24 protein-coding genes and 1 pseudogene are annotated in these 26016 nt (G+C 36.6%); 12 read left to right on the top strand and 13 right to left on the bottom strand.

All coding sequences use genetic code 11. From position 1 onward, the window contains the following. The first annotated feature begins 11 nt into the window (after positions 1-11). A complete protein-coding gene (locus H5968_RS02630) occupies positions 12-626 on the top strand; it encodes a CP12 domain-containing protein (RefSeq protein WP_096571658.1) in 615 nt (204 codons plus the stop codon). Here the strand turns inward: H5968_RS02630 and H5968_RS25405 are convergent. Further along, entirely contained in the window at positions 623-748 is a 126-nt protein-coding gene (locus H5968_RS25405; RefSeq protein WP_255427027.1) for a hypothetical protein, read from the bottom strand. The genes H5968_RS02630 and H5968_RS25405 overlap by 4 nt on opposite strands. A 26-nt stretch (positions 749-774) precedes the next feature. Here H5968_RS25405 and H5968_RS02635 point away from each other — a divergent pair, with 26 nt between their 5' ends. Beyond that, entirely contained in the window at positions 775-2223 is a 1449-nt protein-coding gene (locus tag H5968_RS02635) for a Ni/Fe hydrogenase subunit alpha (protein ID WP_187038694.1), read from the top strand. Positions 2224-2323: 100 nt separating this feature from the next. Here H5968_RS02635 and H5968_RS02640 read toward each other — a convergent pair whose 3' ends face one another. Further along, positions 2324-2710, bottom strand: coding sequence for a pentapeptide repeat-containing protein (locus H5968_RS02640; RefSeq protein WP_187038695.1), 387 nt, complete (start codon positions 2708-2710; stop codon positions 2324-2326). 331 nt (positions 2711-3041) lie between these two features. Between H5968_RS02640 and H5968_RS02645 the strand changes: the two genes are divergently transcribed. From H5968_RS02645 to H5968_RS25410, 5 genes are all read left to right on the top strand, one after another. Then, positions 3042-3551, top strand: a complete 510-nt coding sequence (locus tag H5968_RS02645) for a DUF29 domain-containing protein (RefSeq protein ID WP_187038696.1) — start codon at positions 3042-3044, stop codon at positions 3549-3551. Then, positions 3551-4009, top strand: coding sequence for a hydrogenase maturation protease (locus tag H5968_RS02650; RefSeq protein ID WP_187038697.1), 459 nt, complete (start codon positions 3551-3553; stop codon positions 4007-4009). The genes H5968_RS02645 and H5968_RS02650 overlap by 1 nt, the downstream gene beginning before the upstream one ends. A gap of 88 nt (positions 4010-4097) precedes the next feature. Further along, complete coding sequence (gene acs / locus H5968_RS02655) at positions 4098-6866, top strand: acetate--CoA ligase alpha subunit (RefSeq protein ID WP_187038698.1); 2769 nt, start codon at positions 4098-4100, stop codon at positions 6864-6866. 126 nt (positions 6867-6992) lie between these two features. Next, entirely contained in the window at positions 6993-7757 is a 765-nt protein-coding gene (locus tag H5968_RS02660) for a DUF6544 family protein (protein ID WP_222620529.1), read from the top strand. 70 nt (positions 7758-7827) lie between these two features. Continuing rightward, a complete protein-coding gene (locus H5968_RS25410; protein ID WP_255427028.1) occupies positions 7828-8199 on the top strand; it encodes a hypothetical protein in 372 nt (123 codons plus the stop codon). 82 nt (positions 8200-8281) lie between these two features. Here the strand turns inward: H5968_RS25410 and H5968_RS02670 are convergent, their stop codons facing one another. The 4 genes from H5968_RS02670 to H5968_RS02685 all read right to left on the bottom strand — a co-directional run bounded on the left by H5968_RS02670 (position 8282) and on the right by H5968_RS02685 (position 12457). Continuing rightward, positions 8282-9838, bottom strand: a complete 1557-nt coding sequence (locus tag H5968_RS02670) for a lipopolysaccharide assembly protein LapB (RefSeq protein ID WP_187038699.1) — start codon at positions 9836-9838, stop codon at positions 8282-8284. Continuing rightward, positions 9798-11141 carry a P-loop NTPase fold protein gene (locus H5968_RS02675; RefSeq protein ID WP_187038700.1) on the bottom strand — a complete coding sequence of 448 codons (1344 nt, stop codon included), beginning with the start codon at positions 11139-11141 and terminating at the stop codon, positions 9798-9800. The genes H5968_RS02670 and H5968_RS02675 overlap by 41 nt, the downstream gene beginning before the upstream one ends. A 361-nt stretch (positions 11142-11502) precedes the next feature. Beyond that, entirely contained in the window at positions 11503-11958 is a 456-nt protein-coding gene (locus tag H5968_RS02680) for a hypothetical protein (protein ID WP_187038701.1), read from the bottom strand. Between the two features lie 16 nt (positions 11959-11974). Further along, complete coding sequence (locus tag H5968_RS02685) at positions 11975-12457, bottom strand: adenosine-specific kinase (RefSeq protein ID WP_187038702.1); 483 nt, start codon at positions 12455-12457, stop codon at positions 11975-11977. Between the two features lie 45 nt (positions 12458-12502). Between H5968_RS02685 and H5968_RS02690 the strand changes: the two genes are divergently transcribed. Further along, on the top strand, positions 12503-13150 hold the full coding sequence (locus H5968_RS02690) for a PAP/fibrillin family protein (RefSeq protein ID WP_187038703.1): 648 nt from the start codon (positions 12503-12505) through the stop codon (positions 13148-13150). 52 nt (positions 13151-13202) lie between these two features. On the opposite strand, the gene H5968_RS02695 is transcribed toward H5968_RS02690, so the two are convergent. Then, complete coding sequence (locus H5968_RS02695) at positions 13203-14108, bottom strand: CoB--CoM heterodisulfide reductase iron-sulfur subunit B family protein (RefSeq protein ID WP_187038704.1); 906 nt, start codon at positions 14106-14108, stop codon at positions 13203-13205. Positions 14109-14360: 252 nt separating this feature from the next. Here H5968_RS02695 and H5968_RS02700 point away from each other — a divergent pair, with 252 nt between their 5' ends. The 3 genes from H5968_RS02700 (at position 14361) to tkt (ending at position 18461) form a co-directional block, all read left to right on the top strand. Beyond that, entirely contained in the window at positions 14361-14612 is a 252-nt protein-coding gene (locus H5968_RS02700; RefSeq protein ID WP_187038705.1) for an acyl carrier protein, read from the top strand. Between the two features lie 243 nt (positions 14613-14855). Then, positions 14856-16103 carry a beta-ketoacyl-ACP synthase II gene (fabF, locus tag H5968_RS02705; protein ID WP_187038706.1) on the top strand — a complete coding sequence of 416 codons (1248 nt, stop codon included), beginning with the start codon at positions 14856-14858 and terminating at the stop codon, positions 16101-16103. A 345-nt stretch (positions 16104-16448) separates the two neighbouring features. Beyond that, positions 16449-18461, top strand: a complete 2013-nt coding sequence (tkt, locus tag H5968_RS02710; RefSeq protein WP_187038707.1) for a transketolase — start codon at positions 16449-16451, stop codon at positions 18459-18461. A gap of 522 nt (positions 18462-18983) precedes the next feature. Here tkt and H5968_RS02715 read toward each other — a convergent pair. The 5 genes and pseudogenes from H5968_RS02715 to H5968_RS25025 form a co-directional block, all read right to left on the bottom strand. Further along, positions 18984-19577 (bottom strand): annotated as a pseudogene (locus tag H5968_RS02715) (esterase-like activity of phytase family protein); the annotation flags it as partial. A 107-nt stretch (positions 19578-19684) separates the two neighbouring features. Continuing rightward, on the bottom strand, positions 19685-20578 hold the full coding sequence (locus H5968_RS02720; protein ID WP_187038709.1) for a DNA cytosine methyltransferase: 894 nt from the start codon (positions 20576-20578) through the stop codon (positions 19685-19687). Continuing rightward, positions 20502-20894, bottom strand: coding sequence for a type II toxin-antitoxin system YhaV family toxin (locus H5968_RS02725; protein WP_187038710.1), 393 nt, complete (start codon positions 20892-20894; stop codon positions 20502-20504). Before H5968_RS02725 ends, H5968_RS02720 begins: the two co-directional genes overlap by 77 nt. Beyond that, complete coding sequence (locus H5968_RS02730; protein ID WP_137668334.1) at positions 20891-21193, bottom strand: type II toxin-antitoxin system PrlF family antitoxin; 303 nt, start codon at positions 21191-21193, stop codon at positions 20891-20893. Before H5968_RS02730 ends, H5968_RS02725 begins: the two co-directional genes overlap by 4 nt. A gap of 166 nt (positions 21194-21359) precedes the next feature. Then, the gene (locus H5968_RS25025) at positions 21360-22085 is read right to left on the bottom strand and encodes a helix-turn-helix domain-containing protein (protein WP_222620530.1); all 726 of its coding nucleotides are present in this window, start codon (positions 22083-22085) and stop codon (positions 21360-21362) included. 490 nt (positions 22086-22575) lie between these two features. On the opposite strand from H5968_RS25025, the gene H5968_RS02740 reads away from it, so the two are divergent. Then, entirely contained in the window at positions 22576-22992 is a 417-nt protein-coding gene (locus tag H5968_RS02740; protein WP_187038711.1) for a hypothetical protein, read from the top strand. Positions 22993-23184: 192 nt separating this feature from the next. On the opposite strand, the gene leuS is transcribed toward H5968_RS02740, so the two are convergent. Continuing rightward, a complete protein-coding gene (gene leuS, locus H5968_RS02745) occupies positions 23185-25764 on the bottom strand; it encodes a leucine--tRNA ligase (RefSeq protein ID WP_187038712.1) in 2580 nt (859 codons plus the stop codon). Positions 25765-26016: the final 252 nt, after the last annotated feature.

The following is a 26016-nucleotide window of genomic DNA, read 5'->3' on the forward strand; positions in this document are numbered from 1 at the left end:
CGAGGTGAATTATGTTAAAAGCAGCAGATGTAATGACAAAAGATGTAGCAATGATTCGCGGTTCTGCTACAGCTAAAGAAGCAATTGATTTAATGAAAGCTAGAGACTGGAGGGCGTTAATTGTAGATCGTCGTCATGATCAAGATGCTTATGGAATTGTAACTGAAAGCGACATTGTTTATAAAGTCATAGCCTACGGGAAAGATACAAATAAAGTCCGTGTTTATGAGATTATGACTAAACCTTGTATTGTCGTCAATCCCGAACTAGGTTTAGAATATGTAGCCAGATTATTTGCTAATTATCGTTTACATCGTGCGCCGGTAATTAGTGGCGAATTAATAGGAATAATCTCATTAACTGACATCTTAGCTGGCAGCAGTGCTTTAGAAAAACCCCATGCAATTTTGTTAGAACAAGAATTACAAGATGAAATTAGAAAAGCTCGTCTTGTTTGTTCAGAAAAAGGAATTAATTCCCCCGAATGTGCAGCCGCTTGGGATGTGGTAGAAGAAATACAAGCGGAAATAGCCCACCAACGGGCAATGAAACCTTTAAAAACAGCTTTTGAAGAATACTGTGAGGAGTTTCCAGAAACCGAAGAAGCTAGGGTTTATGATCTCTAGGTGATTGGTGACTGGTGACTGGTGACTGGTGACTGGTGACTGGTGACTGGTGACTGGTGACTGGTGACTGGGTAATCAATTTTATGTTTTTTAATCAGCAATTCCCAATTCCCAATTCTCAATTCCCAATTCCCAATTCCCAAATAATATGAAAAAAATCGTTATTGATCCGGTTACGAGAATAGAAGGCCACGCCAAAATTAGCATTTATTTAGACGATAACGGTCAAGTAAATGATGCGCGGTTTCATGTGACAGAATTTCGCGGTTTTGAAAAGTTTTGTGTGGGTCGTCCTTTCCCAGAAATGCCTGGAATTACTGCAAGAATTTGCGGTATTTGTCCAGTAAGTCATTTATTGGCATCAGCAAAAACAGGTGATCAAATACTGGCTGTCACTATTCCCAAAGCCGCGACAAAATTACGCAGGTTAATGAATTTAGGGCAAATTGTCCAATCTCATGCTTTGAGTTTCTTTCACCTGAGCGCCCCAGATTTATTATTAGGAATGGACAGCGAACCAGCAAACAGAAATGTGTTTGGTTTGATAGCAGCCGACCCAGAATTAGCTAGAGGTGGTATTCGTTTACGGCAATTTGGACAGGAAATTATTGAACTATTAGGAGGTAAAAAAGTCCATCCTTCTTGGGCAGTTCCTGGTGGTGTCAGTGATCCTTTAACCCAAGAAAATCGCACTCATATTCAAAACCGCATTCCTGAAGCAAAAACCACGGTTTTAAATGCCATAGATTTATTTAAAGGTTTACTAAAAGATTACGAAAAAGAAGCGCAAACTTTTGGTAATTTTCCTAGTTTATTTATGGGTTTAGTGACTCCTGATGGTCTATGGGAAACCTACGACGGACATATCCGCTTTGTTGATAGTGCAGGAAATATTGTTGCTGATAAATTAGATGCTGCTAATTATCCTGAATTTATCGGTGAAGCTGTGCAAGCTGATTCTTATTTAAAATCTCCTTACTATCGTCCTTTAGGTTATCCTGATACAAGGGATCATTGCCGTTTAGATAGTGGAATGTATCGCGTTGGACCATTGGCAAGGTTGAATGTTTGTAGCCAGATTGGTACACCGTTAGCAGATAAAGAATTAAAAGAATTTCGCAGTCATGGAACTGGTACTGTTAAATCTTCTTTCTTTTATCACTATGCACGGTTAATTGAAATTTTGGCTTGTATTGAACACATTGAAATTTTACTGGATGACCCAGATATTTTATCAACTCGTTTGCGGGCGGAAGCTGGTATTAATCAATTAGAAGCTGTGGGTGTCAGTGAAGCACCAAGGGGGACTTTATTCCATCATTATAAAGTTGATGAAAATGGTTTGATGGCAAAGGTAAATTTGATTATTGCTACTGGTCAAAATAATTTAGCAATGAATCGTACAGTTGCCCAAATTGCCCGTCATTTTGTCAATGGTAGTGATATTCAACAGGGAATGTTAAACCGGGTAGAGGCTGGTATTCGGGCTTTTGATCCTTGTTTGAGTTGTTCTACCCATGCAGTTGGACAAATGCCTTTATTGATAGAATTGGTGAATAAAGATGGAAATGTGGTAAATCAAATTTGTCGAGATTAATTACATTATCTTATATATCCCCAAATTCTTGGAGAATTCGGGGATCTTTTAATTGTATAAAAAATAAGCGGCTGATATAGCCGCCTCAATATTTATACTGTTATTCGCTCATCTTGATCCCCGCTTGCATTGGGTCAAAGTTGTGGGGAAAATGGGTGTTATGGTTACAGTCAGCATTCTCTAAATGGGTTCCCTGCAAGTCAGCTTGACGTAGATTCGCAGAAAACAACATTGCACCCCGCAAATCTGCATTCTGTAAATTAGCTTGACTCAAATCAGCGTAGCTAAGATCACAACCGCGCAAATTAGCACCGCTAAGGTTAGCTGTACTTAAATCAGCATAACTAAGATCAGATCCTTTTAAGTCAACATCTTGTAGATTAGCATCACTTAATTCTGCTTTTTCAAAGTCTCGTTTCCCCAGTGCGTATTCTTTTACAATAGTAGCAGCACTATTAATTGGCTGTTGAAAATTGACTTCAGGCATAAAACAGCCTCACAACTTATCTAAATTTTTTTAACTGTCTTTATTCAGTTACCGCAATTGATTATACAACCAATAATCTATAAATCACATTTATTATTAACATAAGTTTGTGTTTGTTTTCGTGGAGTTTCTTCACAAATTCCTCAAGTTTTGATGCTATTTTAAAAAAAATTAATCTGTTGCTAACGAGAACAAAATTTTCCTTGGTATGAAGAACTATTTGTATTAAGAACTTTTAATTTTCGTATAATTTATTATGTTGTCATCCTTAATTTCATAACATATATGATAAAATGACTAATAGAACTTCAAGATTAAAAAGGAGAAGTTAGTGAAACAACAATTAGAACAACAACAGTCTAATAACTCGTTAAATCTTTATGAACAAGATTTTCAACTGTGGATTGAACAAACGATTAACTCCTTAGAAACCAAACAATTTAACTCATTAGATATTGAAAATTTAATTGAGGAGCTTAAAGAGTTGGGGAAATCAGAAAAAAGAGCATTAGAAAGTAACTTAATGGTTTTATTGGCACATCTACTAAAACTGATGGTACAACATGATGCTCCTGATTCAATGACACAAAGTTGGTATCGTTCCATCATTGAACATCGTCAACGGATTTTAATTGCTCTGAAAAATACTCCTTCTTTGAAATCCTATTTAGAAACAGCATTAGAAAGAGCCTATCCTGACGGGCGTAATTTAGCCATTCAAGAAGGAAAAAAAGCCTCTTTTGGTGTGCGTATTCCTCCAGAAAATGAATATCCAAATATTTGCCCTTTTTCCCTAGAACAAATATTAGATCAAGACTTTTTCAATCTTCCTAACGAATAATGATCACAACAACAGTAATTGGTTATGGTAATGATTTACGTGGTGATGATGCCATTGGACAACGAATAGCAAATACTATTCAATCATGGCATTTATCCAATGTCAAATCCTATGGTGTTCATCAATTAACACCAGAATTAGCTGCAAATTTAGCCCAGACAAATATAGTAATTTTTGTTGATGCTGGTGTTAATTGCCAAACTGAGGATGTACAGGTAGAATCTTTATTACCAGCGATGGGTAAAGAAATAAATGGACATATATTGAATCCAGAATCATTGCTTTATTTGTCTCAATACCTGTATAATTATTGTCCAGAAGCCTGGTTAATTACAGTCCCAGGAGAGAATTTTGAATTGTGCGATCGCATTTCACTAACAGCACAAAAAGGCATTACCACTGCACTTTCAAAAATCATGCAAATTCTTGATCAAGATCACAATATATTCATGCAATAACAATGAAAATAGGTAATGGGTAATTGGTAATTGTAAAAAACAACTAATGACTAATAACTAATGACTAATAACTAATTAAGGAGTAATTATGCAAGCATCTATCACACGAAACCCAGACAAAGCTTACGACATCTTACAAACTGAGAGACTAAACCCCTTAGACGCGATTTTTGCACCTCAAACCGTTGCTGTTATTGGTGCTAGTGAAAAACCTGGAAGTGTGGGTAGAACTTTACTTTGGAATTTAATTACAAATCCGTTTAATGGAACAGTTTTTCCTATCAATCCTAAACGCAATAGTGTATTAGGAATTAAAGCCTATCCTACTATTTTTGATGTTCCTGAAAAAATAGATTTAGCGGTAATTGCTACCCCTGCACCTACAGTACCACAAATTATTACTGATTGTGTGCAAGCTGGAATTAAAGGGGCAATAATTATCTCGGCTGGTTTTAAAGAAGCAGGAGAAAAAGGAATAGCTTTAGAAAAAGAAATTCTCGACATAGCACACAAAGGAAAAATTAGAATTATTGGACCAAACTGTTTAGGAGTTATGAGTCCAATTTCCGGTTTAAATGCTACTTTTGCTAGTAAAATGGCACAACCAGGAAATGTAGGTTTCCTCAGTCAAAGCGGTGCTTTATGTACATCAATTCTAGATTGGAGTTTACAGGAAAATGTTGGTTTTAGTGCCTTCGTTTCTATCGGTTCAATGTTAGATGTAGGTTGGGGAGACTTAATTTATTATTTAGGAGATGATCCCAATACAAAAAGTATTGTAATTTATATGGAATCTATCGGTGATGCGCGTTCTTTTCTGTCCGCAGCGAGAGAAGTAGCATTAACAAAACCGATAATTGTTATTAAAGCCGGTCGTACCGCAGCAGCAGCAAAAGCGGCCGCTTCTCACACAGGTTCATTAGCAGGAAGTGATGCTGTTTTAGATGCTGCATTTAGAAGATGTGGAGTATTAAGAGTTGATAGTATTTCTGATTTATTTGATATGTCAGAAGTATTAGCAAAACAACCGCGCCCCAAAGGTCCAAGTTTAACAATTTTAACTAATGCTGGTGGTCCTGGAGTCTTAGCCACCGATACATTAATAGAAAGTAAAGGCAAACTCGCACCAATTTCCCAAGAAGTCATTAATTCTTTGAATGAAATTTTACCACCACAATGGAGTCATAATAACCCGATTGATATTTTAGGAGATGCCGATCCTCAACGTTATACAAAAGCTTTAGAAATTGCTGCTAAAGATCCTAATAGTGATGGGTTATTAGTAATTTTAACACCCCAAGCTATGACCGATCCGACAAAAATTGCTGAGGAATTAAAACCCTATTCCCAAATGGCGAATAAACCAATTTTAGCTAGTTGGATGGGTGGGGAAGATGTGGCAGAAGGAAAACAAATTCTTAACCGTCAAGGTATTCCTACTTATGCTTATCCCGATACAGCAGCGCGGATATTTAGCTATATGTGGCAGTATAGCTATAACCTCAAGGGTATTTATGAAACTCCGGTATTACCAAGTTTAGAATGTGATACAAATACCCGTGATTGTGCATTGGTGGAAACCATTATTAACGATGCCAGAAAAGCCGGAAGAACGATTTTAACAGAGTTTGAATCTAAAGAAATATTAGCTGCTTATGGTATTCCAGTTGTCGCTGGAAGTATTGCTAAGAGTGCAGAAGAAGCAGTAGAATGTGCGGAGAAAATCGGTTATCCCGTGGTTTTAAAATTGTATTCCCAAACAATTACCCATAAAACAGATGTGGGAGGAGTACAGTTAAATTTGCGGAATGCGGAAGCTGTAAAAAGAGCTTATCATTTAATAGAAACTTCGGTATTACAAAAAGCCAAACCAGAAGATTTTTTAGGCGTAACCGTGCAGCAAATGGTCAAAACTAGCGGTTATGAATTGATAATTGGTAGTAGTTTAGATCCGCAGTTTGGACCAGTATTATTATTTGGTGCTGGGGGAGAATTAGTCGAGGTTTTCCAAGATAGCGCCATAGCTTTACCACCTTTAAATACTACCCTAGCACGGCGAATGATGGAACAAACTAAAATCTACAAAGCTTTAAAAGGAGTGCGGGGTAGACAAAGTATAGATATGGCAGCTTTGGAGGAATTGTTAGTAGTATTTAGTCATTTGGTAGTAGAACAACCAGCGATTAAAGAAATAGATATTAATCCTTTATTAGCTATTCCTCCCTCTCCTGATCATCCGGGTGGTTTAATAGCATTAGATGGGAGAATAGTTTTACATTCTCCTAAAATAGAACCAACGGAATTACCCAAATTAGCAATTTGTCCCTATCCTCACCAATATGTTAGTGATTGGACATTAAAAAATGGTACACCAATTACTATCCGTCCGATCCGTCCAGAAGATGAACCATTAATGGTAAAATTCCATAAAACACTATCAGAGGAAAGTGTTTATTTGCGGTATTTTCACATGGTTAAATTAAGTCAAAGAATAGCTCATGAAAGACTGACAAGAATTTGTTTTATTGACTATGATCGAGAAATGGCATTAGTCGCAGAACATCACAACCCAGAAACTCAAGCAACGGAAATTTTAGCCGTAGGAAGATTGAGTAAATTACATGGTAATGATGGGGCAGAATTTGCTATGCTGGTGAGCGATCGCTATCAATGTAATGGTTTAGGTACAGAGTTACTCAAGAGATTAATAGAAGTAGGTAAAAACGAGAAAATATCCTCTATTTCTGCTGATATCTTAGCTGATAATTTAGGAATGCAAAGAGTATGTGAAAGACTCGGTTTTAAGGTGTCACATAGCAATGATGCAACGGTGTTAAAAGCTGAAATTGATTTGTAATCAGTCAGTATACTGTAGGGGTTTAGCATTGCTAAACCCTTACTATTTTTACTTCCTTAACACTCAAAGCTTACTAATATTTTTTTCTGTATCCTCTGTGTCTCTGTAGTTCGTTATTAAAAAAATATGCTGCAAAACAACATTAATCAAATTTGGCAAAATCTGGAAAATACCAAAACAGAAAAACAGCCATTTACCCAAGATGTAATTAATAACTTACCAGAACCAGTACAACGTTATTTCTTACACGCTATTACTCTGGGAACACCCTTAGCAACTGGTGTGAAGTTAAAAATGCAAGGTTATTTTCAACCTAGTAAAGATAAAAAATTACCCATGCAAGCTACAGAAATTTTAACTACTAAAGGATTTGTTTGGCAAGCAGTAATGGGTAATAAATTTTTTAATATTAAAGGAGCAGATTATTATTATAATAATTCAGCAAAAGTAGAGTTTAAAATTTGGGGGTTAATCCCATTAGTCAAAGAAGAAAATCCTGATATTAACCGTTCTAGTATTGGTAGATTTGCAGGTGAATTATTCTGGTTGCCATCTACTTTATTACCACAAAATCAGGTAAGTTTGCAAGCTATTGATCACAATACAATTCAAGCAACTTTCAATATTGAGGGTGAAACAGTTAATCTCACTTTTATCATTGATGAAAATGGTAGAGTTTTAGAAGTAAAATTACCACGTTGGGGAAATCAAACCATAGATAAAACCTGGCAATATATACCCTTTGGGGGTAAATTTGCACAAGAAACTAGTTTTCAAGGTTATACTATTCCTTCCCAAATAAATGCGGGATGGTGGTTAGGAAGCGAACAGTATAATGGTTTTTTTCAAGCAAGTATTGAGGAAGCGGAATTTTTTTTAAGTTGTTTTTAAGCATTTGGGAAAGTTTAGATGTTAAAATATTATCAAAGAGCCAAATTTATGGAAATGTAAATACTCAACTATGACTAAGATTATTTTAGAAGATTTAGATCCCATGATCATCGAGACTTTAAAAACTCGCGCCGAAAAACATGGTAACTCTTTACAGGCAGAAATAAAGACAATTTTACAACAGGTAATTCAAGCAGAAGCGGAAAAAATAAAAAGTTCCGAAGATGAGATAATTCAGCAAAAATCTGTTTTAATGCTGCAACAAATTGAAAATCATGCTCGTCTAAATGGTAAAGAAATTAATTCATTTAGCAATGTTGCCACCATCATAAATGAACCTGAATTACTAGAAATTAAAAATCAATTAAAAGAATTAAAACAAGAAATGTCTCTGGGGGAATTATCCATTAGAGAAGCAAGAGAAGAAGGAAGAAGATATTAATGTTATTTGTTTTAGATTGATCCGAATGTATAATAATTTTGATTTTAGATGTTTTTTTAAGAGCTTATTGGGGTAATTTCTCTCAAATCTCCCTCGTAATATTCGCCCGATATTCATCTTTATATTCAATAAATATATCTAATGCTGTTTGTAAATTTACCCTCGCTTCTTGATCATTTTCCTGTAAGTGTGCCAATATACCTAAATTTTGATAAGTTAAGGCTTGAGAATAGCGATCGCCATATTCGATTTTGATAGCTAAAGCTTGTTGATAAAATTCCCGTGCTTGGGCATATTCTCGCATTTCTTGGGCTACTCTTCCCAACTGGTGGTAAGTTCCAGCTGTTTCATATCTATCCTCATATTCGATATAGATAGCTAAAGCTTGTTGATAAAATTCCCGTGCTTGGGCATATTCTCGCATTTCTTGGGCTACTCTTCCTAACTGGTGGTAGGTACTAGCTTGAGAATAGCGATCGCCATATTCGATAAGCATAGCTAAAGCTTGTTGATAAAATTCCCGTGCTTGGGCATATTCTCGCATTTCTTGGGCTACAATTCCCAACTGGTGGTAGGTTCTAGCTTCGTTATCGTGATCATCTAATTCTTGATCAATTGTTAGACAGAGTTGATAATACTTTCTAGCTGCTGAAAAATGCCGTAAATTCAAATAAGCATTACCTAATTTAAATAAAACATAACCTTCACCATTACGGTTTTCTAATTCTTGGGCAATATCTAACCCTTGTTGATAAAAATCAATCGCTGTTTCACACTTCCTTTCCTCACTATAAGCATCACCAATTTTATTTAAAACCTGACTTTTAAAATTTACATCTGCTAATTTTTCCGCAATTTGTAAAGCTTCCTCTAAATATTCCCTCGCTGTTTCCGGTTGATGCTGACTAATATAAGCTGTTCCCAACTCCAATAAAATATTCCCATACCTGCGTAAATTACCATCATTTACTTGCTCACAGGTAGGCTTATATTCCATCAATAACCGTTGTAAAATCCCAATCCTTTCTTGCTTTTCCGGTGGTTCTACTCTGTCAATTTTGATTTCAGCTTGCAAAGTTTGAGCAATGGCATTTTCTCTGGTTTTTTCTAAAGTTTTAAATCTAAACACACCAGAACGCCAAGCCCAAAAGTCAGGGGCAAATTTAGCTAATCTATTAATAGCGTAATCAGGTAAAATAAATAAAATAGGATGAGGTACGGTTTTTTTATAAGCATCCCGGACAAAATTTAAATCTTGTAAAACTGGCGGATATTCCCCAGAAAGACCAATAGATTTTTCTAAACCTTGAATAATTAATACTAACTTTTTATTTGCTTCTTTTTCAACTTTTGGCAATTCCTGAATAATTACATCTCGCAAAAATCGCAAATTCGGATCAGGAAAATTGAGAGTTACAAATTGAACTTCCTGACATTTATAATCGGTTTTTAAAGCATTAATTAATAACTCTGCATCGGGAGGAAAGTTAATTTCAATAAATCCCAAAGTTAACTTTTCGGAAAAGTCCACGAAAGTCAACAATTCCGCAAAAATATCCTCATTCAAAGCGATAAATTGCCCCAATTCAAAATTAAAATCAGGTTGTGATTTCTGCCAGTGCTTGTTTGAAGAATTCATTTTGCATTACCACTGGGTTAGGATAATTCCATCGGTTATCACCGTTATATTCTAAAACCGAAGTATTAAACAGCATTAACTGTCCAATATCATCTTTACTCACATCTTTATTAATACAAACTTGCACTAACAATGGATAATGGTCATTGGGAATAAATCTTTCAAAACTAAATTGTTGTTGTTTGACAGCATAAACAATATCTTGAGCTTGAATTTTATCATGATCATTAGTGCTGGCACGTAAACAAGCAGCCCTCATGATTTGCATAAGTTGACGTACATGGCCACCACTAGCCTTTGCTAATTCTAGCAATTCATTACGGGAATTAAACACAGCATCAATATCTACTCTTTTTTCAATTAAACTAGCTACTGCCTCCAGTCCTGTTTGATTATCTTGTAAATGGGAACTTTGCCGATCAAATTGGTAAATATTCACCATTGGTACAATATGAGGATTACCATCAAACAAAGATAGGGGATTTTTTGGCGAACACAAAACCGAAATAGGAACTGTATAAATAATTGTACAATGCAGTTCTTGTAATTGTGCCGCATATTCAAAAAATAAATGATCTGCAACTCCAGGAGGAACACGATCTAAGTTATCAAAAATAATCAATAAACCTTTATAGTCTGGATATTTTTTCCGCAATTTAGCATAAGCGTCATCTAGCAAAAGGTTAATATCTGCTTTGAGTCGAGAAATATCTTTTTCTAAAGTTTGCCGAATAGAAGTTTTTTGTTTATCAGATGCTTTAATCTGTGCCAACAATTTAACCATTAATTTAGCAATAAATGGCGCATCTGCGCCTAAGCTGGCTTCTGATTCTACACTTACAGATTTTTCTACACTTTCTTCATTTTCTTCGGTAATTTCTTTAAACCAATTTTCAAAACTTTTTAATAATCTTTCATCAAATTTTAAACCTAATTTCCGCAAAGCAAATTCAACTTGTTTAATGACTATTAAATATAAATCTGTGAAGTTAGCATCATTAATATCTGTTTCTTCATTCACTTCTAAATAAATCACATGATAATTTTCCTCCCAGATATTTTGAATCCTTTTTAACTCTGTACTTTTTCCTGAACCACGATGACCGGTAAATAAAATAGTAGTGTAATTTCCTGCTTCCTGAAAATCCAAAATTGTACTTACACCCTTAACGGCTGAAGATTTTCGCACTGCTGATAAATCAACATAGTATTTTTCTATATCTGGACCTTCTAGCGGTTCTAAACTACAAGCATTATAAGCAGCTTTGAGAGTATTAGCACGTTGAAAATTAAGCTGATTCATAGATATTTTTATTGATTTTATCATATCAATATAATTTTACAAGCCTAATATCTTAGCCTATTTTTAAAATAAAAGCAATATAGCAATCTTGAATTAAGCTGTTGGACATTTAACTTGCATATTATCTAAAATTGAAACTCTTGTGGGGTGGGCATCCTGCCCGCCTTGGTGCAAATTAAAGGTTTAAGCTGATGTGCAGCTAAACTGTATAATTAAAAAACCTGAAGTTACAGTAGCACAAGCATCTTGCTTGTATTAATTATTCAAGTTAAAGGCACAACAAACAGCTTATTTATAAACACGAAAATACCCAACTTATTCAAGAAGTCAGAGATTTAAAAATATCATCATTTGTTATCCCTTAACTGAAAGGTATAGAAATATTGCCTTCTGCCGGATTTTGTCTATTTACGGGATATTTCATCCACTGATAAGCCACAAAAATCAACAATAACCCAATCAAAAATAAAAACACCATCAAAGCAATTTGATACCAAATAACTTGGGGTAAAAGTAAATCTAAAACTAGGTGGATTAAATTCATTACACCATAAAAAATAGTTAAGCCAAAATGAATAACTCGATAACGTTTATTTTCTGTAAATGTATTCCCAATAATTGCTAACATCGGCAATATAAAGAAGCCTAACATTAACCAAAAAATACCCGATACTTCATTAAGTGATGTTGCTGGTTGGGATTCTACTACATCTAACCCGTGAAATAATGGCATTAAACCCAACTGTGTATGAAACAACGTACCTAATAAAAAAACTATCCATAGATTAATAATTTTTTGTCTATAATTAATTGCCATTTTTCTTGCAAAATTACTACATTTTATAACCAAATTTACGCAGTAAATCATGACGTGATTTTATCTCCTCATTTCCTTCTACACCCTTGGGTAAAAATCCATCAATCACACCAATAATACCCCTTCCTTGTTCGGTTTCTGCTAAAATTACTTGTACAGGATTAGCAGTAGCACAATAAATATTGCAAACTTCTGGACATTGTTTAATAGCATTAAGAAAGTTTATCGGATAAGCATCTTTTAACACAATTAAAAAACAGTGTCCAGCACTTATAGATTTGGCATTTTTAGTAGCTACTGCTTGCAAAGTATGATCATTGCCAGCCATTCTAATTAAACAAGCGGCGGATGCTTCACAGAAAGCAATACCAAATTTAACCTGTGAGGATATTCCTACCATGATTTCATATAAATCCTCTACGGTTTTGATAAAGTGAGTTTGTCCTAAAATCAGGTTACAACCTACAGGAATTTCTAAAGTTACGGTTTTTAGTTCCATTTTGGGTTACAATTTGATTTGTTAAGTGTAGCAAAGTATCAGTTTATGGAACGTCAAGCATTGAAAGAAAAATTACAAGTATTAATTAAGGAACTTAAAAAACAGGATGATGGTTCTCCTATTACTAATTTAAAGATTGACCCAAAGAAAGCCGCAGAAATAGAAAGTTTAACAGTTGAATTAGAATATCTCAATCCCCATCCTCAACCACTCCAGAATGCTATTAATTTATTAAATGGAGTCTGGCAATTACAATACTCTACAGCTAGAGAAATTCGCGCTTTGGATTCTCTCCCATTAGGATTAAGAATAGGTAAAGTATTTCAAGTAATTAATGTTGCTGATGCACAATTTTTTAACCTTGCTTATGTCAAACATCCCCTAAAATTTATTTCAGGATATGTAAAAGTAACAGCTAGATTTGAACCTGATTTACCTCAATCTAACTTACCAGATAAGAGAATTAATGTTTATTTTGATAAACGTTATTTAGCGATTGATAAAATTATAGGTGTTAACACTCCTCAACTAAATCCTTTTAAAGTTGTAGATGCTAAAGGTCCAAAAGGTAGAGTTGCAACTCTGGATATTACTTACTTAGATGAAACATTAAGGATTGGTAGAGGAGGTGATGAAAGTTTATTTATTCTCCAGAAAGCTAATGATTTACCTGATTTACAGCAGATTTTTTGACAATCTGCGCCCTCAAGGGACGCAGATTGTGGGTTCAAAGAGTCTACTTAGATTAGATTCCCAATTTTTCTAACACTGGTTTTGTGGAAACAATGTGACGCTCTAAACCCAGTAATTCAGGACTAACTCCTAAAGCCAAAGCAATTAATTGTGGTAAATGTAAAATAGGTAAACCTAATTTTTTACCAATCACCTTTTCTACCTCTGGTTGACGAGAATCTAAATTAAGATGACACAGGGGACAAGGTGTAACAATACAATCAGCACCACTTGACAAAGCTTCTTGAATGTGCATACCTGCCATTTGGAAAGATTCGGTAGTAGCATAGCTAGAGAGAGGCCAACCGCAACATTGGGTGCTGCCACGATAATATATGGGTGTTGCTCCTATAGCCCGAAACACATTTTCCATTGCTTCTGGTTGGAATGGATCATCATAGGGCATGGATTTTTGAGCGCGGAGGAGATAACAGCCATAAAAAGCTGCACACTTGAGTCCGCTTAACTTGCGGGTGACACGCTGGCTGATTTTGTCTAAACCATAATCTGTAACCAAAGCGTAAAGTAAATGTTTGACTTCTGTACTACCCCGATAAGGAGAACAACCTTCTTTTTCTAGTAAGCCATTAACTTGATTAATATAAGCAGGGTTAGTTCCTTGGCATTGCTTGAGACGTTCATCAACATGACCAATCACACCTTGACAGGTGCTGCAATGAGTAAGAAGAGGTAGATTTAATTCTTCTGCTAAAGCTATATTCCGAGCGTTAACTGTATCTTCTAACAATTGAGAATCTTCTTTAAATGTACCAGAACCGCAACAAGCAGCTTTTTTAAGTTCAATGAGTTCAATACCCAAAGCTTGGGTAAGTGATTGAGTAGACAGATAAAGCTCCCGACAAGCTCCTTGAGCAACACAACCGGGGTAGTAAGCGTATTTTAAGGTTTGAGATAGCATAAAATTAAGTTTTGTTTACAGGCGTAGCGATCGCCCTGGTAAGACAAATTTAGCAGTTTCATTATCTCCCAACATAAGGCAGGGGAGCAGGGGAGCAGGGGAAGCAGGGGGAAATATTTGTATTTTCCCAATCACCAATCACCTTTTTCTGATAACTGTACTCAGGAACACCCTTTCCGATAAGATGTATATGCTCAAAGCAAGATTGCCCATAAAGAGCAGATCATAGCAACTGGTTAAGGACTTTTATATATGAGTGAAACAAAAACTACTTTTGACCGGGTTAAAAAAGTTATCGTCGATCAACTAGAGGTTGATGAGGAGAAAGTTGTACCAAACGCCTCATTTACAGATGATTTAGGGGCTGACTCTCTAGATATCGTGGAACTGGTAATGGCTTTTGAAGAAGAATTTGATATTGAAATTCCCGATGAAGCCGCCGAAAAGATTTTAACGGTTCAAGAGGTAGTAGATTACATCGAGAAAAACGCTCCTTCTGACTGAAAAATTTCTGAGTCCTGATGAGCCAGTGCATTGATCAGGTAACGCAGTCCTGGGAAACTCTCCTGTCAGGGACTGCCTAGCCATCACCCTCAGCCAAATTGTAGCAACTAAATTTGCTCTGTGCTGAGTATGTATATTTCTGTGAAAAGCACTAAGCATAAATGTAATGCTGGCTCAGGACTCAAAACTCAACACTCTATAAATTGTTCTGCTTGCTGCTTTTTCGTCACCTTTAACTGAATCATGACAGACTATAAACGTAAACGCGTTGTTGTAACAGGTGTAGGCGCGATTACACCTCTTGGTAACAATCCATCTAAATATTGGGAAGGACTGTTAAGCGGACGTAATGGCATAGACTACATCACAGCTTTTGATGCTTCTAAGCATGATTGCCGCATTGCGGGGGAAGTGAAGAACTTCGATCCGCATGAATACATGGAGCGCAAAGAAGCCAAGCGCGCTGATCGTTTTGCCCAATTTGCGATCGCATCTGCTAAACAGGCTATATCAGACGCACAATTAGTTATCAATGACCTCAACGCCGAGCAAATAGGTGTCATGATCGGTTCAGGCGTTGGTGGCATTAAAGTATTAGAAGACCAGCAAACAGTCTATCTAAACAAAGGGCCAGACCGCTGTAGTCCATTCATGATACCGATGATGATTGCCAACATGGCAGCAGGATTAACAGCAATTCATACTGGTGCAAAAGGTCCAAACTCCTGTTCTGTGACAGCTTGTGCCGCTGGTTCTAACGCTATCGGTGATGCCTTTCGCTTAATTCAAAATGGATATGCCCAAGCAATGATTTGTGGCGGAACGGAAGCAGCCGTTACACCATTGTCTGTAGCTGGATTTGCCGCAGCCAGGGCGCTATCCACAAAAAATGATCCAGAAAAAGCTTGTCGTCCCTTTGACAAAGATCGGGATGGCTTTGTCATGGGTGAAGGTTCAGGAATTTTAATTCTGGAAGAATTGGAACACGCAATCAGTCGTGGTGCGAGAATTTATGCAGAAATGGTCGGCTATGGGATGACCTGTGACGCTTATCATATTACTTCCCCCGTACCTGGTGGTTTAGGTGCAGCTAGAGCAATGGAACTGGCACTCAAAGATGGTCAGCTGACACCAGAAATGATTACCTATATTAATGCTCATGGAACCAGCACCCCAGCCAATGATGTCACAGAAACGGCAGCTATCAAAAAGGCTTTAGGCGATTATGCCTATAAGATAGCAATTAGTTCTACCAAATCCATGACAGGTCATTTGTTAGGTGGTTCAGGAGGAATAGAAGCAGTAGCTACAGTTTTGGCGATCGCTAATGACCACATCCCTCCCACCATCCACTTGGATAATCCTGATGAGGGTTGTGATTTAGATTATGTACCCCATACCAGCCGCGCTCAAATCGTAGAGGTGGCTTTATCCAACTCCTTTGGGTTCGGTGGTCATAATGTCACTTTGGCGTTTAAGAAATATCGCTAATGGTGACTGGTGATTGGGGATTGGTGACTGGGAAAATACAAATAATTTCCCCCTGCTCCCTGCTCCCTGCCTCCTGCCTCCTGCCTCCTGCCTCCTGCTCCCTGCTCCCCTGCCTCCTGCCTCCTGAAGTGACCCTGTGGAACATATTATATATATCATTCCCAGCTAAACCAAGGGTTTGGCATGACCAAATTATTAGCTCTATTCATCACCTAAAACTCAGAAGATCCCGCTTGTCCTTATGCTAGTAGGAATGGGATGATGTAAATTGTGGGATCACTTGATAATGAACCCAAAAACAGAAAGCTACAAAGAGTCCTAACCCATCGTTAACAATAAAAAATTATGGCTGTTGCAACCAAATCCATCGAAGAACTTTGTATTAACTCAATCCGTTTTTTGGCTGTTGATGCCATAGAAAAATCCAAGTCGGGACACCCCGGACTACCTATGGGCGCTGCTCCTATGGCGTTTGTCCTGTGGAACTCCTTCATGCGGTATAACCCCAAAAATCCTAAATGGTTTAACCGCGATCGCTTTGTTCTCTCTGCTGGTCATGGCTCAATGTTGCAGTATGCCTTGCTGTATCTGATGGGCTACGATAGCGTTACCATAGACGACATCAAGCAATTTCGTCAATGGGGGTCTAAGACCCCAGGCCACCCAGAAAACTTTGTGACAGATGGTGTGGAAGTAACTACTGGTCCCTTGGGTCAAGGTATTGCTAACGCAGTTGGTTTAGCTTTAGCAGAAGCACATCTAGCAGCTAAGTTTAACAAACCCGGTGCGACAATTGTAGACCATTACACCTATGTAATTCTGGGTGATGGTTGCAACATGGAAGGTATTTCTGGTGAAGCTGCTTCGATCGCTGGACACTGGGGATTAGGTAAATTAATCGCCCTGTACGATGATAACCACATCTCTATTGATGGTTCTACCGATGTAGCTTTTACAGAGGATGTTTCTAAGAGATTTGAAGCCTACGGTTGGCACGTACTTCACGTTAAAGATGGTAACACCGATTTAGAAGGAATTGCCAAAGCGATCGAAGCAGCAAAAGCTGTCATCGACAAACCCACCATGATCAAGGTGACAACCACCATTGGTTATGGTTCTCCCAACAAAGCAAATACCGCAGGTATTCACGGTGCTGCTTTAGGTGCAGATGAAACAGCATTAACCCGGAAAAACTTAGGTTGGGATTATGCACCCTTTGAAATTCCTCAAGACGTTCTTGATCACACCCGCAAAGCAGTAGAACGCGGTGCTGCTTACGAAGCAGACTGGAAAAAAACCTTAACTGAATACAAAGCTAAATATCCCCAAGAAGCGGCAGAATTTGAACGTTTCCTCAGTGGTGAATTACCAGAAGGTTGGGATCAAGTTCTTCCCACCTATACCGCCGAAGACAAAGCACAACCCACCCGCAAACACTCAGAAATCTGCCTCAACAAACTAGGGGTTGTTTTACCTGAATTAATTGGTGGTTCTGCTGACTTAACCCACTCCAACCTCACCGAACTCAAAGGTGCTGGAGACTTCCAAAAAGGACAATTCCAAAACCGTAACATTCACTTTGGTGTACGGGAACACGCAATGGGCGCGATCTGTAACGGTATAGCCTTACATCGCTCTGGTTTAATACCCTACGGTGCAACTTTCTTAATTTTCACAGACTATATGCGGGCTGCTATTCGTTTAGCTGCGCTCTCTGAAGCTGGTTCAATTTGGGTAATGACTCACGACTCCATCGGCCAAGGTGAAGACGGTCCTACTCACCAACCCATTGAAACTTTAGCTTCTCTGCGTGCTATTCCTGATTTAACAGTAATTCGTCCCGCAGATGGAAATGAAACTTCTGGTGCTTACAAAGTAGCGATCCAAAAGTCTAAAGAAAATGCTTCCACTCTCTTAGCTTTCACCCGTCAGAACGTCCCCAACTTAGGTGGTACATCTGTTGATGGTGTGGCTAAAGGTGCATACACCATTGTAGATTGTGCTGGTACACCAGAAATCATTTTAATTGGTACTGGTTCAGAAGTGAGCCTCTGTGTAACTGCTGCTGAGAAACTAACCGCCGAAGGTAAGAAAGTCCGCGTTGTTTCTATGCCTTCTACAGAATTATTTGATGCTCAAGATGCAGCTTACAAAGAATCTGTACTACCAAAATCTGTTACAAAGCGTTTAGCGGTAGAAGCTGGTTGCAGTTTTGGCTGGCATAAATATGTTGGTACTGAAGGCGATACCGTCAGTATTGATAGCTTTGGTGCTTCTGCTCCTGGTGGTACTTGTATGGAGAAATTTGGCTTTACCGTTGATAATGTGTTAGCTAAAGCTAAGGCATTGTTAGGTTAATTAACAAAAGAATATTTCTCTTATTTTCTGGGGTGGGATGAAAATCCTGCCCTTTTTTTGTTTTTGTGATTTGCAATACGAATTGACACTCTGCGTCCTAAAGGAGCGCAGATTCTTGATTCAACGTTTTCATATTCATTATTGCCAAAATTACCAAAAAAATAGTCGGCTTCAGCCGACTTTTGTTATGAGACTGGGAATTCATTCCCAGACGGTTATTCATTTTCAAACAGTTAGATTAGGAAGATTGGCGATCGCAGAGAAAACACTTTTTCCTTGGTTTTTAGCTCTTTCTAAAGCTGCTTCTCGATAACCTTCTTGTCCTGGTTTAATACTAATACCATCATCTCTCCTAATAGTACCTTCGTTATCATCTGTAGAAAAAATACCCAGTTCATTAACAACATTGAAGGTGTTGGAAACAAGAATTACTTTGAGTTTGACGGTTTCGCCAACTCCTCTAATAGTAAAAATGTTGTTGTTGATATTAGGAGCTAGTGCGATTTTACCGTATTGAGGGACAATGTTTTTTGATAATTCTAAAATCCCTAATTTTATAGGAATTGTTGTACCACCGACACTGAAATCATTATCATTAAGTAAAGCTAAAGTATTGCGATCAACTAAAGCTAAACCCTCTAACTTTTCAACTCCTGTATAACCTACCTCAGCAGCATTAACAATCAGTTGTTTACTAACAACAGAAATCCCCGCAGCAATTAATTCTGCTTCTGTTAACTGCTCAATTGTTTTACCATCAGGTAAGTTAAAGTTAGCAGGATTATTAATATTTGTCGCCCCTGCTAAATCAATTTGATAGATGAGTTTGTTAGAATTTTCATTACTTAAATCATCTCTTTCGACAACAGCAAATTTGCCACCACCCAAGGAAACAGCATCACCAATTTTATCAGTTCTGGCGTTACCAGTTCCAGTAATATCATCAAGTAAATAGAGATATTCACCAGTTACCTGTTGAGTAGCTACATCAAATTCTAAAATTCTTAAATTTCGAGAATTTCTAGAATTTGCATCATTAGTAACATCCGGATTATCAATTGCACTTTGAATAAAAGCATAAAGCTTATTACCTGCCAAAGCTACAGCTTCAAAACCCCCTACTTATATCAATTTGTAGGTTGGGTTGACGTAAGGAAACCCAACATCAACTAATAATAAATGTGTTGGGTTGCATTTGATTTAACCCAACCTACAAATTACTATTAATTTTCAAAGATACCAGTATCAATAATAGCTTTGCACAATTTATCAATGACGGGGACTGAAACACTATTTCCAATTAGTTTCATCCATCTTGATCTAGACTCTGGTAATTTAAAATCATGGGGAAATCCCTGTATTAAACAGGCTTCGCTTTTAGTAATTTTTCTAAATTCTCTTGGTTCATAAACTTCTTTGATGAATTTGTTTTTAAAATCATCATGATTTATAGCTGCAATTGTTTTTAAGGTGATAAAATCATTTGTATCACTGGCCACTAAAGTGGGGAAAATATCAGAAGTTGGCAAAAAAATACGACTAACACCAAATAATCCTGTACTGATTTTCGTATTTTTAAAATCATAGCGAATTTCCACACACTCAATAATATGCTTTTGTTTGAGAGAATCAATTGTTTTTTGGATTGATATTTTTTCTAATTTAAACACTTTTTGGATTTTTAAATTATCAATTATTATTTCTCCATTAGTAGTAAATGAAAGCAGTATTTCTTCAGCTTGAGTCAAATTCTTAATATTATCTTTAATATTAGACCGTTTGATCATAAAACGATATTCTTCTGATTTAAAAATTTCTAATGCTACCAGTTCATCAATTTCTGGTTGTGTAATTGATGAATCTAGACTTTGAAAATGTGCTAATGATAATGGGTTTCCGTCTAATTGTCCGTAATTACTTTTGCGTCTGTTTTTAAGTAGTAATAAACAAATATTTTTCTGTCTTTCAGTAGTTTCAATAATATCCCATGAGTGTATTGTGGTATGACCATTTCTCAGGTCATTAAATAAAAAGTAATCATTAAATCCGAAGCATTTTACTAAAAATGTTGTATGGATCTGTTTTTGCTCCCTCTTTCCGCAACGTATTTTCATCATTTATCCAAGCATAAATAATGACTTTTTCCGTACTACTATAACGAAAAAATAAACGAAATCTTCTATTAAATTTCGCTCGAAACCAATGCTTTTTATCTGTTCCTAATGTTTTACCTTGCCTAAATTCTGGTGCGCTGGGATCTTCAGGTATTCTCCTAAAAATAAGCTCATTAATGTTGTTGAGAAACTTTGTAACTGGATTTTGCTGATATCCTTCAGGGTCTTTTTCTTTAAGTTGCTCAACCTTAATGATCAATTTATTATATTTCTCACCAAAGGCAGGATGAATTTTTAATGTCCACCCATTAACATTCATACAAACATGAAATCCTCTGGTAATTCTTCATCCAGATCAGTTTCCATTCCTTCTGTAAGCATAGATGCACGATGATATATTTCTTCTGTAAGTGGTTCAATATTACTGGGATTTTTTTTGATATCTCTAGCAAGGAAATTTAAAAACGCCTTGACAAAATAATGCTTTGCCATAGTTGGTGACAATATTCTATTCATTCCTGGTGTTTCTCCTTTTTTCTGATGAATAATTATGTACTTACTGGAACGATTTACACCAGTGCGAGAAGCGCGTATATTTTTGCGAACCCTCAGTTTCATGATTCTAATTCGTTTGTGTTGAGGTAATGATATTGATACATATATTCTTAATGATACCATATTTTTTAAAGACTGGGAATTAATTATGTAGGTTGGGTTGACGCAAAGAAACCCAACATCAACTAATAATAATCAATCTGTTGAGTTGCATTTCATTTAACCCAACCTACAAACTAATATTTTCAGAATCTTCATCTGAAAGCAAATATTTTTCAATTTTTTTACGTTCTTCTTCCAGCGATTCAGAATAAATAGGTTTTTTCCATTCTTGTCTAGAAGTCATTACATAAAGAATTTTTTTACCCTTGTATTTAATTTTTCTAATTAATCCTAAATCACAAAGATTTTTAACTGAATATTGAGCCTTACGAATACTCATTTTGCATATATTTTTAATGTTTTCAAAATTTGATTCACAAGAACCTCCACAAGCTGCTATATGAGCATAAATTCTAAAATCATAAGGATTTAGCCCATATAAGTCTAGTATTGCATGAACGAAAATTGGTTGTGATTTTTCAGTTTCTATTTTCTCCATTTCTTCTAATTTTAATGGTGTTGTATTTTCAGTTTCTATTTTCTCTATTTCTTCTAATTCTAATGGTTTTATGCTTTCAGGTTGTTTCCATTTATCTGGTGATTCTATGACATAAATATCAGTGGTTAATTTACGTTTTGTTTTTTTAATTAATCCTAATTCACAAAGATTTTTGAGCGAATACTGCGCTTTTCTTACGCTCATTTGGCATATTGTAGCTATTGTATCTAGTCTTGAGTAACATTCACCTCTATGAGATATATGAGCGTATAATCTAAACTCATAGGGATTTAAGCTATATACGTCAAGTTCTTCTGATACTAGAATAATTGGTAGTTTTTGTCTTTTTTCCATTCTCTTCTTGGGAAAACAACATTATGCACATTATACATCTAAAGTAAAAATCATAAATTATAATTTACTTCTAAATAGTAAACATTTTACTTTATATGCAGGAAATGCTTTTTATAAAATTTTTTTGCACAAATACCTTGACACCTCAAAGTAACTCTGTTAACCTAAAATTCAGAGACACCAGAAAGCCACTGGTTGCCTATCACAGATGAAGCCATTATTCAATGTAATTCGTTAAGCTTAAATGCTTTTAAATCTCTGACTTTTGCTTTCAGATAAAATTTAACTTGTTACATGGAGTGGGGAATTACTGCAAAAAATAGTCGTATGAGTGGCTTGACAAAAATCGTATAGTGATTTAGTCTCAAATAAGACAAGATAGCAAAAAGGCTACCTGGTCTCAACAGGTAGTCCTTCACGAGAAGCAGAGCTTCTAGCTAATTGTTTGAAAATAAAAAATTAAACTTCCAATATAAGGAGTCTAACTGCTATGAATTATAGCATTAACTTTGAAGATAATCAATATCAAAATCAAGATATTGAAAGACTTCGCTTGGTTAATCAATACCTGGAAAAAATCACTGAAATTGATCCCAGTAACAAACTCAGAAGTTTGCAAAGATTAGATCATTTGATTGGTCTTAATAATGCAAATCAAGATTTATCCGAGTCAGTTGAATCACAGAAATTAACTAATCTGTTGCATCAAGCAAAAGAAGCAGGATTAGACATTAACGAAGATTTGATAACAACAATCAAAAATGCACATCCTGATGATGTCTTATTTGCAATCAAGTCTCTAAAGCGTAAAAGCCAAAAAGAACCAGTCAATTATCCGAACCTCTATTTTGAGAAAGTTCTAGAAGACAGACAATCAAAAAGATTTCCGGGTAATATGGCTGCATAAGTAGTTTTTGGTTTTGCGCTTTAGTAGTAAGTAAGTTGGGTTTAGTTTTTGAACCCAACCTACAATTTTTTAATTCATACCTTTGTGATTACTCAAAAAAGTAGTCACAACCAAAAAATAAAAGGTGGGTTAAACTTTCGCCAACCCACCTCAAAAAACTCTCCGCGCCTCTGCGTCTCTGCGTGAGAAAACCTAACCCAAAACGAAATTCACCAACTTACCAGGAACAACGATCGCCTTCTTAATTTCCTTCCCTTCAATATAACGCTTCGCCACCTCAGACTCCCGCGCATACTTCTCCATCTCAACCTTATCTAACTGCGAAGGAACTTGAATAGCACCGCGAGTTTTACCCATAATTTGAATTACCAAAGTAATTTCATCAGCTATCAAAGCAGCAGGATCAAAACTCGGCCAAACTTGAGTATGTACCGTTCCCTTATTCCCCAACAAATGCCATAATTCATCAGCAATATGGGGCGCAAAAGGCGCTAACATAATCACCAAAGTTAGAATACCTTCCGCATAAATTGGCGAATTATTACACTTAGCATCAGTCAACGCATTACTTAACTTCATCAATTCGGAAATTGCGGTATTAAATTGATATTCTTCCTCCACATCTTCCGTAATTGCTTGAATCGCTAAATGAATCGCTCTCCTTAAATCTTTTTCCTCTTTACTTAACTGATCCAAATCAGCTTGTTTCTTACAAACTCCCGCCGCAGCGTAATCAGTAACCAACCGCCAAACACGGTTTAAAAATCTAAATTGTCCCTCAACATCAGCTTCATCCCATTCTAAATCTTTTTCTGGAGGTGCTTTAAATAAAATGAACATCCGCGCTGTATCAATGCCATATTTATTAATCACATATTCCGGTGCAACACCATTTCCTTTTGATTTAGACATGGTAGCATAAACCCTTTCTAAAGGTTCTCCAGTTTGCGGATCTACAGGATTATTTGCATCAACTAAATTTGAAGGAATCCATTTATCTTTACCGCTTTTTTTCGGGTTCATGTATGTTAAACCCTGTACCATTCCCTGAGTTAATAACTTTTGAAATGGTTCATCAAAATTCAACAAACCTCTATCTCTTAATACTTTGGTAAAGAAACGAGAATACAACAAATGTAAAATCGCGTGTTCAATACCGCCCACATATTGATCAACCGGCATCCAATCATTTACTCTACCACCATCAAAAATTTTCTCTGCATTTGTGGCATCAGTAAACCGCAAGAAATACCAAGAAGAATCAATAAAAGTATCCATTGTGTCGGTTTCTCTTTTTGCTGGATTACCGCAACTTGGACAAGGAACATTTACCCAACTTTCTAACTGTGCTAAAGGTGAACCACCACGGCCACTTAATTCAATTTCTTCTGGTAATTGTACAGGTAAATCTTTTTCTGGCACTGGGACAATTCCACATTCAGGACAATGAATAACAGGGATAGGTGCGCCCCAATAACGTTGACGAGAAATTAACCAATCTCGCAAGCGATATTGTACTCTTAATTTACCAATGTTTTGTTTTTCTGCATATTCAGTAATTGCCTTTTTAGCATCTATTGAATTAATGCCATTAAATTCACCTGAATTAACTAAAATTCCCGGTTCTGTATAAGCTGATTTTAAATTTTCATCCGCTCCAATTTCGGGAACAATTACCACTTTAATAGGTAAATTTTGCTCCTTTGCAAATTTGAAATCTCGCACATCATGGGCGGGTACACCCATCACCGCACCTGTACCATATTCATAGAGTACATAATCTGCAATCCAAATCGGTACTTCTTCCCCAGTGAAGGGGTTGATAGCTTTCCCCCCGGTAGGAATACCCCGTTTTGGTTTGTCTTCTGCGGTTCTTTCTAATTCGCTTTGGTTGCTTACTTCTTTGATAAAAGCTTCTACCGCTGTTTTTTGGTCTGAAGTGGTGACAAGTTGAGTTAAAGGGTGTTCTGGAGCTAATACGACGTAGCTAACGCCATAAACGGTGTCGGGACGGGTAGTATAAACAGCGATTTTTTCATCTAAACCGACTATGGGAAATTCTAAATATGCACCAGTGGATTTTCCGATCCAGTTAGCTTGCATTACTTTAACTCGTTCTGGCCAACCAGGTAATTTATCCAAATCATTTAATAATTCTTCGGCATAATCGGTAATCTTTAAAAACCACTGACGTAATAATTTACGTTCTACAATTGCTCCGCTACGCCAAGAACGTCCTTCACTGTCTACCTGTTCGTTAGCTAGTACGGTTTGATCAATGGGGTCCCAATTTACAGCCGCTTCTTTTTGATAAGCTAAACCCGCTTCTAAAAATTGTAGAAAAATCCACTGTGTCCACTTATAATAATCGGGGGAACAGGTAGCCAATTCTGCATCCCAATCTAAGGATAAACCCAGACGCTTTAGTTGCTGTTTCATCTGGTCTATATTTTTATATGTCCATTGGGCAGGAGGTACACCTCTATCAATGGCGGCGTTTTCTGCGGGTAATCCAAAGGCATCCCAACCCATAGGATGTAATACTCTATACCCTTGCATTTTTTTGAGGCGGGCGATTACATCTGTAATGGTGTAGTTACGGACGTGACCCATGTGTAAGCTACCAGATGGGTAGGGAAACATGGAAAGCGCGTAAAATTTAGGTTTGGTTGGGTCTTGATTGGTTTTATCTAATCCCAATTCTAACCATGTTTGCTGCCATTTTTCTTCAATTGCGGCCGGGGTGTATGATGCTTTTGGGGTGGACTCCACAATTAAAAACTCCTAATATTTTTCCTAGTTTCGCTATTGTGGCATAATCCTAGATATCAAGTCCGGCTAATTTATGCAGTAGTTATAGTTGTTCTAGACTTTTGATTAAGTCTTCCTTCTCCAAAACACGATCATACATCTCTGGTCTGATCTCTCGGCTGTGAATGTCTTTCTTTACAGACAAAATGAACTTTACACTACAGCAATTATTTTTATACTACAGCATAGTGACTTTTTGGCTGAAGTGCTAAA

The organism is Sphaerospermopsis sp. LEGE 00249 (assembly GCF_014299995.1).
In the GTDB taxonomy this organism is placed as follows: Bacteria; Cyanobacteriota; Cyanobacteriia; order Cyanobacteriales; family Nostocaceae; genus Sphaerospermopsis; species Sphaerospermopsis kisseleviana.